We start from the raw sequence: 15081 nt of genomic DNA on the forward strand, positions 1-15081 counted from the left end.
TTTTTAACTGTCTTAACGGATGGCAAAATTATACCCTTTTCTCAAACATTCAAAGAATTGGTATAAAATTTATCAGTATTTTTCATTGAGACCAATTAATCAGATAGAAATCAAGGATTTAATTTTTCATCCAGATAGGGTGTAAGGTAAAATTCCATATATCTCTTGGCCAATTCATCCTTTTCGTTCTGAAACAATTCCATTGTTTTCGCCAAAATTCCAGGCTCATCAATAAATCCGAACAACGACTGAAAGGCGGCAACCCTCACATAGTTTTCTTTCTCCGTCGATCCAATTGCGTAAAGTTTTTCAATCGCATCGGCCGTTCCTTCTGAAGGCATGCTGGAAAAGTAATCCCCAAAATAGCCCAAGAAGTAATAAAGGGACTGCCCCGATAGATTCGAAAGCTTTTCATGGAACCAATCCCCTTTTTGGTCGACGCTGTCTTCTATGTAGTATTCTGCAAGTGCCACGAGCATCCTCACGTTTTTTTCCTGGTCAAATCTTTCTGAAATCTCTCTTCGATTGAGATTGTTTTCATTCTCCAAATAGGCCGACAAGGCCGCTCCTGCCACATAATACGATGGTGCCTGCATCCACCTGAGAAAAGACGGAGAATACTTATCGGGATCCAAAGCAGCCAATACCTCAATTGCGGCAGATTTTACCGTGTTTTTCGGGTCATTTTCCGCCATTTCCAATAATCTCGCCTCCAATCCGATTATTTCCATTTGCCATTCTGGATTTTTGGCGATTTGCATCAATGCCATTTCCCGGATAGACCAAAAAGGATCTTGAAGCGCCGTTCCAAATATTTTCGCCAAATCCTCAGCTTCTGCATAATTGCTCCCCAAACTGTCCAGCGCTTCATATCTGGCAATTCCCAATTCAGAAACACCAAACTGGGTGATGAAATGCACTTTACCCCTTGCACTTTTCTTTTCCGAGAGCAACTCCTTTGCTTCATCAAAAAACAATGTTTTGACAGGTGTTTGATTTTCAATCGCGAACTGTTGTTTCTTTTTGTCCAGCACAAATTCTTTCTCCTGCCTTTCTCCCTCTTGATACCAGCTTACTTTAAATGGTATTTTGTAGAGTGGCGTTTTTTTGAGGTCCTGCGTTTGGGTGATAGTCAGGAGCAAATTTTCTGGTTGGGAATAATCAACCACATATTCCAAGATGGGATGGCCTGCATTTAGAAACCATTGGTTAAAAAACCAATTCAAATCCTGACCGGTCACTTTTTCAAATGCCAATCTTAGATCATGCACCTCCACGGTGGAAAATGCATGTTGAACCAGATAATGATTCAGCGATTTGAAAAATGCTTCGTCCCCCAAGTGTCTTCTCAGCATATGCAGGATCCTGCCGCCTTTTGCATAAGAGTGGCTGTCAAACATTTCTTCGGAATCTTCGTGGTAAAACCTAATCAAATCCACTTGTTTTTCTGTAGACTCATCCAGGTATACCTCCATCTCGGAGACATGGTGCAAGTCTGCATCATCCCTCCCTTCCTTGTATTCATACCACAGGTACTCTGAATAATTGGCAAAGGCCTCATTTAAGGCCAAATTTGCCCAAGACTCTGTAGTTACATAATTCCCAAACCATTGATGGAAGAGTTCGTGAGCGATTATTCCGTCCCATTCGCTATCAATCGCTTCTCTTGCGTCCAAATTCAAGGCTTCCATGAAGACTGATAGCGTGGTGTTCTCCATAGCACCTGAGACAAAATCCCTGACCACCACCTGATCATATTTTTGCCACGGGTATTTCACACCAAGTATTTCAGAAAAAAAAGCGATCATTTCTGGCGTATTTTGAAATACTTTTTTTGCTCCTTCTTCAAATTCCTTTTCAACGTAATAATTCACCTGGATATCCTCCCATTTGTCGACAATTTCAGCAAATTCGCCAATAACGACGGCTGCCAGATAAGGTGAATGTGGCAAATCCATGACCCAATGATCCGTTCGGGTTCCGTCCCCGTTTTGAATTTTTGATTTCAAAACCCCATTGCTGATTGTTCGGTATTTTTGGTCAACCGTCAATCGGATTTCTTGGGTAGCCTTTTCATTGGGTGTGTCCAGGGTTGGGAACCATTTTGAGTTGTGTTCGGTCTCCCCTTGCGTCCAAATCTGTACGGGTTTGTTTTCATTCCCCGATGCATTGATAAAATACAAACCTTTGGTATCCGTGATGGCTGCGCTTCCCCCACCAGGACTTTCATTCGGTTTGGCCGTGTATTTGATTTTGACAGTCAAAGTATCCGTAGCTTCATAAACCTTGGGCAAAAAAGCAACTATTTTTTGGGTCTCATAGCGATAATTCAAAGGTGTTTCCCCTTTATCTTCATGTAAAGAAAATTCATGGATATCAAAATCCTGGGCATCCAAAACCAATTCGTATTGAGAGAAAAAATGGGGTTTCAAGGTAAGGACTGCCTCCCCTTTTACCCATTCGTTTTTATAATCGAAAGAAAGGTCCAAAGCGGTATGCAAAAGATCAAAATCTCTGGTCCTGGAACCTTTGTAATCTGAAATGCGGGATTCCAAATTCCGTGCGAAAATTTCATAGTCTTCAGCAGCCCTGAATTCCCTTTGGATTGTTTCCAAAGAATCAACTGCGTCGTTATCCACCATTTTTTTACTTCCCTGGCAAGAGAGTACCATGGAAAGTAAAAGTAAAATCCCCAACTTTGGATATTCAATTCTCATAAAAGGCATTTTAAAGATTAATTGTATATTTAGCGCAAAATAAAGGAAATGTATTCAGTTACCATCGACAAAGCAGCATTAACGGTAGAAAAATCCCCAGAAGGGTTTATCGTCAATTCAGAGATCCTAAAATGGGATTTTGCGCAAATCAGCGAAAACCATTTTCATGTCCTTCATGAGGGAAAATCATTCAATTTGGAGCTGATCAGCCTGAATGCGGAAACCAAAACCGTCCGAATCAAACTCAACAACAAGGTCACTGAAGTCATATTAAAGGACAAATTTGATCAGTTATTGGAGAAACTTGGAATGAATGGCTCCCAAAACCTGCAAATCAAAGACCTCAAAGCCCCAATGCCTGGTTTGATTTTTGATATTAAGGTCAAAGTCGGAGACGAAGTCAAAAAAAATGATCCTATTTTGATCCTTGAAGCGATGAAAATGGAAAATATCCTGAAATCTCCAAGAGATGGCACCATTAAGGTATTGAAAATCAAAAAAGGGGACAGTGTGGAAAAAAATCAGGTGTTAATTCAATTTTAACCTTTTAGCTTTAGAATTCTAAGCTGAACAAATTATATTTGTCGGATTTTAAAGTTGGATCAAACTCATTCAAACTGCATCGTTTTTCAAATTTTACATAAATCATGAAGTACAAAAGGATATTGCTAAAGTTAAGTGGCGAAGCTTTGATGGGGGACCAGAATTATGGTATTGACCCAAAAAAGCTCAATCAATATGCCCAGGAAATCAAGAAGGTGAAAGACCTGGGAACTGAAATCGCCATCGTAATCGGAGGAGGCAATATCTACCGAGGGGTACAAGCCGAGACAGGCGGAATTGACCGCGTCCAAGGAGATTATATGGGTATGTTGGCGACATTGATCAATGCAATGGCGCTTCAAAGTGCATTGGAACAAAATAAGATGTACACCAGACTCATGTCCGGTTTTAAAGTTGAAAATGTTTGCGAGCCTTTTATTCGAAGAAGGGCCATCAGGCACTTGGAAAAGGGTAGAATCGTTATTTTTGGCGCAGGTATTGGCAATCCGTATTTCACCACAGATTCCACCGCAAGCTTGAGGGCAATCGAAATCGAAGCAGAAGTGGTCTTGAAGGGTACGCGTGTGGATGGTGTATACACTGCAGATCCTGAGAAGGACAAAAATGCGACAAGATATACCACATTATCTTTTCAGGAAGCCTACGAAAAAAATCTCAGCATCATGGACATGACTGCTTTTACCCTTTGCCAAGAAAACAACCTTCCAATTATCGTTTTTGACATGAATAAATCCGGAAATTTGGAGAAATTGGTAATGGGAGAGGAAATAGGGACATTAATCACTTCAAAATAAGCCAGAATCAAAATGGAAGAAATTCAATTGCAACTGGAGGAAACGAAAGAACTCATGCAAAAGGCCGTGGATCATACTGCTGCCGAACTACTTAAAATCCGAGCAGGCAAGGCAATGCCAAATCTCTTGGACGGAATTATGGTTTCCTATTATGGAACACCGACCCCCTTACAGCAAGTGGCATCTGTCACTACACCTGATGCGCGTACACTTTCCATTAAGCCTTGGGAAAGAACCCTGATCAGTGAGATTGAAAGATCAATCGTGAATTCCGATTTGGGTCTTGCTCCTCAAAACAATGGAGAACTCATCATCTTGACAATCCCTCCCCTGACTGAAGAAAGAAGAAAAAACCTGGCAAAACAAGCAAAGCAAGAATGCGAATCCGGCAAAATCAGCTTACGCACCGTCAGGAAAGACACCAACGATTCTTTGAAAAAACTTCAAAAAGAGGGTGCCTCAGAAGATGAAGTGAAAAAAGCGGAGGATTCCGTTCAAAAATTAACCGAACAATATTCTTCCAAACTCGACGAATTGTTGGTGAAAAAGGAAGTTGAGATCATGAAGGTCTGATGAAATCAAAATAGAAAAATTGTAATCGCCCGGCTTGAATTGGCCGGGCTTTTTTGTGCGCAGAAGTATATGTTTTTTAGCAATTTCATTGGCTGCACTAAAAATTCTCCATGAGCTTCATTTGCTAATGACCGGGTGATTTTCCGCCGGCTTTTGCTTCCTTCGGCAAAAGCCCAAAATGCTTTTTGTATGCAGCACTAAAATGTGTGGCATGGTTGTATCCCAATTTATCGGCAATATCAGAAATTTTGAGTGTTGGATCCTGCAGTAAATAATTTGCCATTTCCATTTTATAATCCAACAAAAAGCCGAAAACGGTTCTTCCATAAACGAGCTTGAAATTCCTTTTCAGATGGTATTCATTGGTCCCCACCTGATGCGAAAGTTCTTTTAAAGTAATACCGTCTTTCAGACTGTTGAGTAGTATTTCTTTTGCAGCTTCCATTTTTTCAACCTGATCTGAATCCAATGTGTCATGGGAATGGCCCTGATCGTGATGGGCCAACTGATTCCAATGATAGATTAGGAATTCCCGAACTTTGGCCTCCACAAAGAAGAATTTCAAAGACCCTGAAAGTTTCTCCTCGAGCAACTGTCGAAGTAAAAATTTGATTTTATTATCCAGATGCAAATGTTTATTGGACAGCACTGCCGATTCGTTTTTATGGACCGATTCCAAAAACAATGTCCAAAGGGGCGAGTCAAAAGGTTGGAAGGTTTCCAAATAGCCTTTTTTTAAATAGAGGACAAGCCCCTCAAAACCTTCGGCAGAAAAGGATTGAACCGATAATTCTTTTTGTGCAAAATGGATGACATTATAAAGCCCTTCCCGAATATCCAGTGCTGTTTTTTCTACCTCTCCACAGCGGTAACAAAAACCTCCCATTAAGCAGAAAATAACTTGGATGTAATCCATCGGTAAATTGATGGTAACGCTGCTTGGGACACCTTTCTCCAACTTTACATGACGAAAATAAATGTCCTCAGAAAAATATTCGTAGCCCGCACCTAGACTAAAATCAAGACTTTTTTCCGAAAAGGAATTTTTATGGGCATGTGCATCGAAAGCAACTATCTCTCGATTAACGGGCTGGTTTTGAAGCTCTTCCTCAATCAAAGACTTAAATACCTCGGAAGACAATATTCCTTTATCCGTCATTTTTTATTCCTTTTATAGTCATTCCCAAAATAGAATGGCTTCTATATTTGCACAAAGTTAATCTTTTTTAGATTAAGTCTAAATAATATTAAGCTTTCGAGTTTCTGATCCAATTGTCTTGATAAAACAAACTAACAAATGAAAATAAAACACCTATTGGCCCTGTTACTGCTGGGCTTGTCAGTCAAACTTTACGCACAAAAAACCCACATTAATGGGTTGATCAAAGAAAACACTACCGGACTGCCCTTGCCTGGAGCGACTGTTCAAGTAAAAGGCACTCCCATTACATCGGTTTCTGACAAGAATGGGCTTTTTAGAATGTATGCTGAGCCAGGCCAGACCTTGGAAATCAAGTTCCTAGGATTTGTTACCCAAAATATTATTGCGCCAGGGGATGAAGCTTTGTTTGAAATTTACATGAAAGAAGACACCAGAATCCTTTCCGAGATAGTCGTAACAGGGGCGCTGGGCATCCAAAGGGCCGCAAAAGAAATAGGTGGCGGAACCCAAGTGGTTTCGAATGAATACTTGAATCAAGGCAAAACCATCAATCCCTTAACTGGATTGGCCAGTAAAGTAGCGGGGCTTAGGATCAACATGTACGACAGCAAGGTGGATCCCCAAATCCAAATTGTGATCAGAGGTACCCGCTCATTGAATCGGTCCGAAAATGCGCCCATTTATGTAGTAGATGGTGTTCCGGTACCTGATATTAGCCGTCTCAATCCCAATGATATTGAAAGCATAACGGTACTCAAAGGCGCCAATGCCGCTGCACTTTATGGTTCCGAGGGAGTGAATGGCGCACTGATGATCACCACGAAGACTGGATCCAGAGGAACCGAACGTATCCAGTTTAGCAACACCACGACTTTTTCAAAAGCTTTTCTTTTGCCGAAGGCACAAAAAGAATTTGGTCAGGGTCAGAATGGCAACTATGATCCTATTCAAAGTGAATCTTGGGGACCTCGGTTCGATGGAAGTTTGAGGGATTTTGGAAGAGCACTTCCAGATGGAACCCAACCACAGCTTTTGTACGCTGCTCCAAGCGAGGACAATCGATTGGGAATCTTCCAAACTGGTGTCAATATCCAAAATGACCTTTCCTTTTCAGGAGGAGATGAAAGCTCGACTTATTTCGTCTCCATACAGGATGTCTCCATCAAAGGGATTCTTCCCGGAGACGAAAGTCAGAGAACAGGCGCCCGATTCAATGGATCGAAAAAATTCGGGAAGTTGAAAACCTCCTACAATATCAACTATATCCGATTCAAAAAAGATATGGCACCTGATGGCCCATGGTTGGCCGCCTACACTTCCCCCGCAAATATTGATTATTCAAGTTTAAGAGATTGGCAAGACCCAAACAGCATCGCCAATCCCCACCTGTACTTTACAGACCAGGTCAAAAACCCCTTTTTCCTATTGGACAACAACAGGCAATCCAACAAACAACAAACCCTTAATGGCAAAATAGAGCTGGAATACGAAATTGCGCCATGGTTTAGCGCCCTGTATCGACTGGGGATGTACAGCAGCTTTGATGAAAGCCAAAACAGAAGCGGGAAATTTGAGGCGGCAGGCCGACGCAATGTGGTCGGAAGCGTTACGGATATCAATGATAATTTCCAGAGACTCAACGGGGATTTTATCCTGAACTTCAACAAACAAATTGGCCGTTTTTCAACCTCCTTGATTTTGGGGCAAAATTTCAGATCAGACAATCAAAAAACAGTAACAGTCGGTGCTTCAAACTTGTTGCTTCCTGACCTTTTCAATCCCGGAAGTCGAATTGGTGAATTGTCCTCAGGTTCTGGATCTTCCCTCACTGAATACAGATCCCTTGCGGTTTATGGAGAATTCACCACTGGGTACAATGATTACCTTTTCCTGACCTTGACGGGCCGAAAAGACTGGGTTTCTGTTTTGGCCCCTTCCAATAGATCCTATTTTTATCCAGGAGTCAGCACTTCCTTTGTTTTCAACGATGCCATTCCCGCCCTTAAAGACAGCCGCGTCCTGACTTTCGGTAAGATTTTCGCCTCCTGGAACAAAACAGGAAATGTCACCCTCCAACCCTACAGTTTAAACAATGCCTATAGCCAATCAAACGGATTTCCTTTCGGAAATACGGTTGGCTTCTCCCCCGGCAGCGCTTATCCCAATCCTTCCATTCAACCCGAATTCGTGACTTCATTTGAGATTGGGACCCAATTGAGTCTATTTGACAACAGGCTGCATTTTGAAGGGAGTTATGTCTATTCAGATTCTGAAGGGCAGATTTTCAATGCCACCACTTCTCGCGCGACGGGGTACAGCACGGCGATTGTGAACGCTGGAAGATTGACCAATAACATCATTGAATTGAGCATCAATGCAGATGTCCTCCACACAAAGGACCAGAAATTAAACCTAGGCTTGAATTATTCCCATATCAAAAACCAAGTCAAGGAACTTTATGAAGGCACATCCTATAATATCTTCAGACAATCCTATGCAAATGTTGGGCAAGCTTATCCGAGCCTAATGGTCAGCGATTACAAAAGAGATCCCGAGGGAAGAATTGTGATCAACCCATCAACCGGCTATCCTGTTCTTGCAGATGCAGAAACCCATTTGGGAAGTATGGTCCCCCCGTTCCAATTGGGTTTTAGCTCCTTCTACCAATATAAATCCGTCAGCATAGGTGCCCAATTTGACAGTCGCTGGGGTGGATGGCTTTATTCAGAAATCATTCCAAGACAATACACTGCCGGTACACATCCAAATACGGTAGCTTATGACCGTCAACCCTTCATTTATCCAAATTCCTCCATAGAATTGGAAGATGGACGTTTCGTGGAAAACAGAGATGTTTTTTCGCCTGGTGACAAAGCCTTTTGGGATTTTGAAGGAAAAGTCCAATCCAATACCGCAGTCCAATCCGATTTCTTCAAACTCAGGGAGCTCAACCTTACTTTCAATCTTCCCCCTTCCCTGCTCTCTGGCCAAAAAATCATCAAAACAGCAAGCCTTTCCTTGATCGGGACCAACCTATTTATCATCAGGCATAAGGACAATGATCATGGAGACCCCGAATACCTTTACAATTCGACCGATGGCTATGTAAGTTTCAGACAGGTTCCACCTTATCGAACTTATGGATTCAATATCAATGTCGGCTTTTAAGTGGCATCCATGCAACTGGTTTCTTCCTCAAATTTCACTACTACTCTTATGAAAAGCTTCAATAAATTATTCTTTTGCCCAATAATCCTGATCGCCTTACTCAGCTTTGGATGCAATGGATTTCTGGATGTAAATGACAACCCCAATGCACCTGTTTCGGAAAATCTAAAATTAAGTGCAACTTTCCCCGCAGCTTTAGTGGCATCGGTAAACCAAGAAACAGGACAACTCAATCAACTCGGCGCACTTTGGGGCGGATACTGGGGCACAACGAGTGAGGGAATCAACCTGTTTTTCAATCAAAAGACCTACAATGGGCCAGGCTTGCGTGATGTCCGGGATGGATTTCCTGTCTGGGAAACAACTTATACCACCTTGCTTTATTACCAATTGATCAGAAATCAAGCAGCCCAAGAAGGCGCTTTGTTTTACGAAGGTGCTGCCAAAATCATGCAAGGCTTTCATTTTTTACGATTGGTGGATTTTTATGACAACATCCCTTTTGATGAGGCCTTGCAGGGGACGACACATGCCACACCTGGATATGAATCCGGTGAAATGGTGTATAAAAAAGCAGTTGATCTGATCTCGGAAGGAATCGAAGACATGAAAAATGCCCCCGCAGGAACTCTTGCCGGACTAGATGATGTGCTTTTTGCCGGAAATGTAACGTTGTGGGCCAAATTTGGAAACACTGTCAAACTAAGGGCACTGGTACGGCAAAGTGAAGTCAGTCCTTTGGCCTATATCCAAGAAGAAATCAAAAAGATCAATATTGAAGGAAGCGGCTTTTTGATGCTGGGCCAAAGTGCCATGGTACAACCTGGCTACTTGAATTCTGCCGGAAAACTCAATCCTTTTTGGGAGAATTATTATCGAAATGTCCAAAATGCGGTCACAGGAAATTACCAGGATATTCGTCCAACCCAATTCCTCCTGGAGCAATACCAACTGCGCAATGACCCCAGATTGAATCAATTGTACGTACCTGTAAAAGGCGAATTCCGAGGAGTCCTTTTTGGTGATCCCGAAGTGAACCATTCCCTTTATGGAAGAAATGTAACCTCACCAATGAAAGGGCCGGCTGAAAATAACGGTCAGGCTGGAGCACTCCTAAAAAGCTCAACCCAAGCTTCTGTTTTACTCAGTTCCTTTGAAAGCCTTTTTCTTCAAGCAGAGGCTGCCCAAAGGGGATGGATTTCTGACGCCCCAAAATCACTTTATGAAGCAGCCATTCAGGAGTCTTTTTCCTATATGAATGTCGAAAAAGTCTTGTTCACCGCTTACAATTCACAAGAAAGTGTCGCCTATGATGGTTCGTTGGCCAAGATAATTACCCAAAAATGGCTTTCCCTGAACAGCATCAGCAGCATCGAGGCATGGAATGATTATCGAAGACTGGGACTTCCCAACTTTCCCAATTCTTTACAATCCCCAAATCCAACAGCCAATCCACTCCGCCTGATGTATCCAGAAACCGAACGGATGACTAATCTGGATGAGGTCCTCAAACAAGGCAATGATAACATCACCGAATCCCGCATTTGGTGGGCAAAATAAACTCAAGACATAAATCAAAACATTAAGCTGTGATAATGAAAAATAGAAAAACGGGAATCTGGCCAAAAGTTCGAAGCGTGATCAATGAAATCCATTTGTGGCTGGGTATAGCCAGTGGCCTGATTATTTTTGTGGTCTGTTTAAGCGGGACCATTTACACTTTTAGTGATGAAATCCAGCGATTTTTGGAACCGAGCCGATATAAGGTCAATGGGCCCATCGGTGATTCGAAACTGCCAATTGCACAATTGATCCTGCAACTGGAAAAAGATAATGATGGAAAAGTCACCACCATCAACATCCCAGCAAAACCCGATGAAACCTATCAATTCACCCTTCTGAAAAAGGACGAAAAGGGAAGAGGGACCGGATTTTCCCTTGACCCTTATTCGGGACAAGTCACGGCTTCAGGCGAAGCTGTGGGATCGGTTTTTTTCATGAAGATGTTTCGGCTCCATCGCTGGTTGCTGTTGGATACATCCATCGGAAGGCCCATTGTGGGATGGGCAACCGTGATTTTCACGCTTCTGATCCTGACTGGCATGTGCATCTGGATCCCCCAGAAGGTCCGATATTGGAAACAGGGATTAAAAATCAAATTCGATTCCAATTGGAAAAGAATCAACCATGATCTTCACAATACTTTGGGTTTTTATGCCGCATTCCTGATGTTGGTCATGTCACTCACAGGGCTATACTGGTCTTTTGATTGGTACAAAAGCGGCTTGTACACCATATTTCAAGTGGAGCAACCAAAAGGCAGAGGAGGAAGGCCGCCAATGGCTGAGGCAAAAAAAGGAGAAAAGGTTGAAAAAGAGACAAGCCCCATCGATATTGCCCTGCTTCCATGGGAACAGTACTTGGAAAAAGCCAATGAAAGACTTTCCTACCCGGGCAATTTCAGGATTTCGATCCCAGAGGCATCGGATAAATCAATAAATCTTTCCAAAACCAGAACAGGTTTTTTTGCGCCTGCTGCCGGAGACAAAATCATTTTGGACAAAGCTTCTGCCGAAATCCTGGAAGTGGACATCTTTCGGGACAAACCGCTTAACGAAAGAATAATGGGATCCATCAAAGCATTACATGTTGGAAACGTTTTTGGCACTTTTTCCAAAATTCTCTACTTCATTTCCTGCCTAATCGCCACATCCTTGCCTGTTTCCGGAACAATTATCTGGATCAATAAATTGAGGAAAAAATCCAAACGCAAAGGAGCGGTTTTGGCTTAATTATCAGGACGATATAAATACTAGACCCGAAATATGCATAAGGCTTCGTTCTATGGGGTTGAAACCAGCAGAAAACCTTACTATTTGGATAATAAGGTAGCGAACCGATATGGGGAAGTCAAAATAGCAGACAAAGACTGATTATTGAGCAATTTCAGGATGTAATCGAAGTGGTCATGCATAAAAAGGCTTCGACTGGGGGAAATTCCCGGGGAAAATCAAATGTCCAATTTTCTAGAGAATTACAAATAAAAACTTGCAGTGGGCCAAGGAAAAAGCTGATAAAAAAACTTTGGCTTAGAAATGTAAGCGTACCAATTCCAAAAAGCTTGAAATAAAGATTAAACAGCCATGGGCTGTAAAATCTTTCCAATTGTTAAACCTTACTGGGACCAAGATAGAGGGATTTGGTCCAATCTCCAAATTTCCAAAACGCACGCATTTCTTATGTGCGTTTTGGAAATTTATGGAATCCGAAAATACTTAATTATCAAACCCTATGTTGATAAAACTCGCGACTCCAAACCTAACCCCTCCCCTGGAATAATTCCCGTTTTCAAACCCGGCACCGATCTCCACCCTGAAAATCCTGAAAAGGTTATCCAAGGAATATCCCAGCTCCACATAATGGGGAGAATTTTGGGTCTTGAGGTAATTGAGGAAGAGGTTTTCCCGGACTCCCGAAAAGCGCAACATGGGCAATTGGGTCAATAAGAACTTCCTAAACTGGTAATGGACAATGCTGCTGATGTATTGGGATTGGGTGCTGTATTGGTAATAATCCAGAAACCGGTAATTGGATGCCACGCCCATATTCGCGAAAATGGTTCTGTTTCCGCCAAAATGCTTGTAATCCGCAAAATACACCTGATCATTGTTGATAAAAGTTCCAGCATTGATATTGAAATCCAATTTGCCGCTCACTCCAAAATTGAAAACGTGCTCAATCCCGGCTTCTACCAGATCGAATTTCGCAGCCGAAGCGCCGGCATCAAAAATGCCATTGATCCCCTTTTTGTAAGAAAGATTGATTAGGGGTGCAGAGCTGAAGATTGGACTTTTCCTTCCATTTCGAATGCTATATTTCAACCCAGGCCTCCATTCCACCGAGGTTTGCCAAACCATTGCTTTATGATCCTGAAATGCAGTCGGACCAGCCTCCACGTTTTCCGGCACGTTAGCGGTGTAGTCTCTTTCTGGTTTTTTATAAAAGCTGAAATTCGAGTTGTTTTCCAGTTCTCTCCTATTGGCCAAGGTAAAATTCGACCTGTAGGTGAAGGCATCACTTACCCTTTGGGCATAATAAAGTTTGAGGAAATCCTGCTCATAAAGTTTCATGTAATTTTGCCTGAACCAAACAGAATAGATCGCATTGACCTGCTCGCTGATGGGATTGTCTCCATTGAATTGATAAATGTAGGATCCTCCCGTAAGCCCAATCGTCTGACTCGATTGGGCTTTGGTGATCGATCTCCTGACGTCCAATGTACCATAGGTTTGTTTGCTTGCAAAACCATAGCGGACTTCTGGCCTGAAATTCCAGGAGCGCACATGGTTAGTGACACTGTCCGCCATCTTGGTGCTTTTTTCTATTCGATAATAGCCAGAAAGCCCAATTTTATACCCCTCCACGGTATTGAAGGACATTTTCGCGATATTGGGATGGAATCCTGCGGATTTCCCTTTCCCGAAATAATAGGTCCCTCCGGTCAATATTTCCAAGAATTTTAAATTCCGTTTGGCTTTTTGCACGGTGCTGTCTTGATCGCTCACTTTGGCTGCCTCCACTACCGCTAGACTATCATCGCGCTGATAGCCCTTTATTTCCGCTTCGGTCAGTTTGATCGGACGGATACTGTTCCAATAGCTCAGGTCTCTTTTTTTCGCCAGGGAATCAATTTTATAGCTTCTCTCTGAGACCACCTCTATTTCTTCCCTTTCCTTTAAGGCCTCTTTTTCATATTCGTTGACCAGTTTCCTAAAATCCTTTCTGGTCATTTTATCGGCTTGGCCCATTTGTTCAAGCGCTGAAATACTTTTGTTGAAAGCATTTGCATCCTTGGGCACCTCATCCACTTTTTCATCGATGATTTTGGTTTCAACCAATAAATCAGGATTTAGGGTGATTTTATAATCCCTAGTGGAAGCCAAGTATTTATACTCCCCCGCAAACCCAAAAAACTTACCTCCGAAGGTATAGGTATGCGTTGTCGGCATCCAAACATTTTCCGCCACCGGTGCATAAAGTTGCTTTACCCCAATATCAAAACCCAATAAAGAAGTGGTGAAATCAAGGCTATGGATCGCCCATATGTCCTCGATAATGTAAATATGACCGTCAAAAACCCGCTCTCCTTTTGATCGTGGACTGACTCTGATCTTGCTCACCATCACGCCATCCTCAAAGAAAGATCCTTCATATTTGAATTTATAATAGGCAAATGCCGATGGGGATAAAGGAGAGATGGCATCGTTGATTTTATCATTGTAAAAGCTTGTCGCCAAAAAGGGTGCGGGAGAGGTTTGGTTGTTGTCCCCATTGGTCCGAATACTGATTACCTCCTCCTCAACCTTGTTGGGTTGGGAAAACTTTATTTTGGATACCGATTCGGTGGTGTAGGCTTCATTAAGTTTGACCCCTTCCTTTTTCAATTCCTTTTTCACAAAGAATGGAGCATTCGTCAACTGTCCCGTTCCTTTCAGGTAAACCATCATGCTGTACTCCTGCACTTGTAACCTATGGAATTTGGCTTTCGAAATTGCCTTTCTCATGATGGTCAAGGCTGGATCTTCCTGTCCGCTTTTCACAATCACCTCCTGAAGCGCATAAACCTGTTGTGCCAACACAAAATTCAGCTCGACCCAATTTGTACCTACCTCCACTGTCTTGAGTACCGATGTATATCCCATATGCTGAACCAAAACATCATAAAATCCTGCCTTGAGACCAAATTCATATTCACCATTTTGGTTTGTGGGAACACCATCAGCAAGATTCCGAATGTAAACTGAGGCAAAAGCCATAGATTCGCCTGAGTCAGAAGTGACTTTCCCTCTGATTCCCTGGGCATTCCCCTCAAAAAAAAGAAATTGAAGGAATCCAAAAATCAAGATGACAAATAAGGTTTTGTGATATTTCTGCATAAAGGTGATGAGAAGGACTTCGTAAAAATAGTGTCGTTTATTTAAAACGCCCAAGTCTAAAATGAGGTTTGACAATATTTAAAGAATATGTTCTCTGGGAACAAAACTCATTTTTAGTCAAACACATTGGGAGTACCTAAACAGTGACTCATTTTACATTGCTCTAT

Annotated in this window: 9 protein-coding genes; 6 read left to right on the forward strand and 3 right to left on the reverse strand. The window is 42.2% G+C overall.

Annotated elements, in window-relative coordinates:
• Positions 1–110: 110 nt before the first annotated feature.
• The gene (locus tag Q7J63_RS05800; protein WP_304884646.1) at positions 111–2717 is read right to left on the reverse strand and encodes a M1 family metallopeptidase; all 2607 of its coding nucleotides are present in this window, start codon (positions 2715–2717) and stop codon (positions 111–113) included.
• 48 nt (positions 2718–2765) lie between these two features.
• On the opposite strand from Q7J63_RS05800, the gene Q7J63_RS05805 reads away from it, so the two are divergent.
• The 3 genes from Q7J63_RS05805 to frr all read left to right on the forward strand — a co-directional run bounded on the left by Q7J63_RS05805 (position 2766) and on the right by frr (position 4648).
• A complete protein-coding gene (locus Q7J63_RS05805; RefSeq protein ID WP_304884648.1) occupies positions 2766–3260 on the forward strand; it encodes an acetyl-CoA carboxylase biotin carboxyl carrier protein subunit in 495 nt (164 codons plus the stop codon).
• Between the two features lie 104 nt (positions 3261–3364).
• Positions 3365–4075 (forward strand): UMP kinase, encoded by a 711-nt coding sequence (gene pyrH / locus Q7J63_RS05810; protein ID WP_019596849.1) that lies wholly within the window; start codon positions 3365–3367, stop codon positions 4073–4075.
• Positions 4076–4087: 12 nt separating this feature from the next.
• Positions 4088–4648, forward strand: coding sequence for a ribosome recycling factor (frr, locus tag Q7J63_RS05815; protein ID WP_019596848.1), 561 nt, complete (start codon positions 4088–4090; stop codon positions 4646–4648).
• Between the two features lie 124 nt (positions 4649–4772).
• Here frr and Q7J63_RS05820 read toward each other — a convergent pair whose 3' ends face one another.
• Positions 4773–5807 carry an AraC family transcriptional regulator gene (locus Q7J63_RS05820; RefSeq protein ID WP_304884651.1) on the reverse strand — a complete coding sequence of 345 codons (1035 nt, stop codon included), beginning with the start codon at positions 5805–5807 and terminating at the stop codon, positions 4773–4775.
• A 138-nt stretch (positions 5808–5945) separates the two neighbouring features.
• On the opposite strand from Q7J63_RS05820, the gene Q7J63_RS05825 reads away from it, so the two are divergent.
• The 3 genes from Q7J63_RS05825 to Q7J63_RS05835 are packed head-to-tail and all read left to right on the forward strand — an operon-like array spanning position 5946 to position 11770.
• Positions 5946–8978, forward strand: a complete 3033-nt coding sequence (locus tag Q7J63_RS05825; RefSeq protein WP_304884653.1) for a SusC/RagA family TonB-linked outer membrane protein — start codon at positions 5946–5948, stop codon at positions 8976–8978.
• 48 nt (positions 8979–9026) lie between these two features.
• On the forward strand, positions 9027–10538 hold the full coding sequence (locus tag Q7J63_RS05830) for a SusD/RagB family nutrient-binding outer membrane lipoprotein (RefSeq protein WP_304884655.1): 1512 nt from the start codon (positions 9027–9029) through the stop codon (positions 10536–10538).
• A gap of 35 nt (positions 10539–10573) precedes the next feature.
• A complete protein-coding gene (locus Q7J63_RS05835) occupies positions 10574–11770 on the forward strand; it encodes a PepSY domain-containing protein (protein ID WP_304884657.1) in 1197 nt (398 codons plus the stop codon).
• Positions 11771–12253: 483 nt separating this feature from the next.
• On the opposite strand, the gene Q7J63_RS05840 is transcribed toward Q7J63_RS05835, so the two are convergent.
• Positions 12254–14914, reverse strand: coding sequence for a DUF5686 and carboxypeptidase regulatory-like domain-containing protein (locus Q7J63_RS05840; protein WP_304884769.1), 2661 nt, complete (start codon positions 14912–14914; stop codon positions 12254–12256).
• Positions 14915–15081 lie beyond the last annotated feature (167 nt).

Source organism: Rhodonellum sp. (genome assembly GCF_030656585.1).
Taxonomy (GTDB): domain Bacteria; phylum Bacteroidota; class Bacteroidia; order Cytophagales; family Cyclobacteriaceae; genus Rhodonellum; species Rhodonellum psychrophilum.

Coding starts and splice junctions, on each gene's coding strand:
- Q7J63_RS05800 (WP_304884646.1), bottom strand. CDS start 2,717: ATGAGAATTGAATATCCAAAGTTGGGGATTTTACTTTTACTTTCCATG.
- Q7J63_RS05805 (WP_304884648.1), top strand. CDS start 2,766: ATGTATTCAGTTACCATCGACAAAGCAGCATTAACGGTAGAAAAATCC.
- pyrH (WP_019596849.1), top strand. CDS start 3,365: ATGAAGTACAAAAGGATATTGCTAAAGTTAAGTGGCGAAGCTTTGATG.
- frr (WP_019596848.1), top strand. CDS start 4,088: ATGGAAGAAATTCAATTGCAACTGGAGGAAACGAAAGAACTCATGCAA.
- Q7J63_RS05820 (WP_304884651.1), bottom strand. CDS start 5,807: ATGACGGATAAAGGAATATTGTCTTCCGAGGTATTTAAGTCTTTGATT.
- Q7J63_RS05825 (WP_304884653.1), top strand. CDS start 5,946: ATGAAAATAAAACACCTATTGGCCCTGTTACTGCTGGGCTTGTCAGTC.
- Q7J63_RS05830 (WP_304884655.1), top strand. CDS start 9,027: ATGAAAAGCTTCAATAAATTATTCTTTTGCCCAATAATCCTGATCGCC.
- Q7J63_RS05835 (WP_304884657.1), top strand. CDS start 10,574: ATGAAAAATAGAAAAACGGGAATCTGGCCAAAAGTTCGAAGCGTGATC.
- Q7J63_RS05840 (WP_304884769.1), bottom strand. CDS start 14,914: ATGCAGAAATATCACAAAACCTTATTTGTCATCTTGATTTTTGGATTC.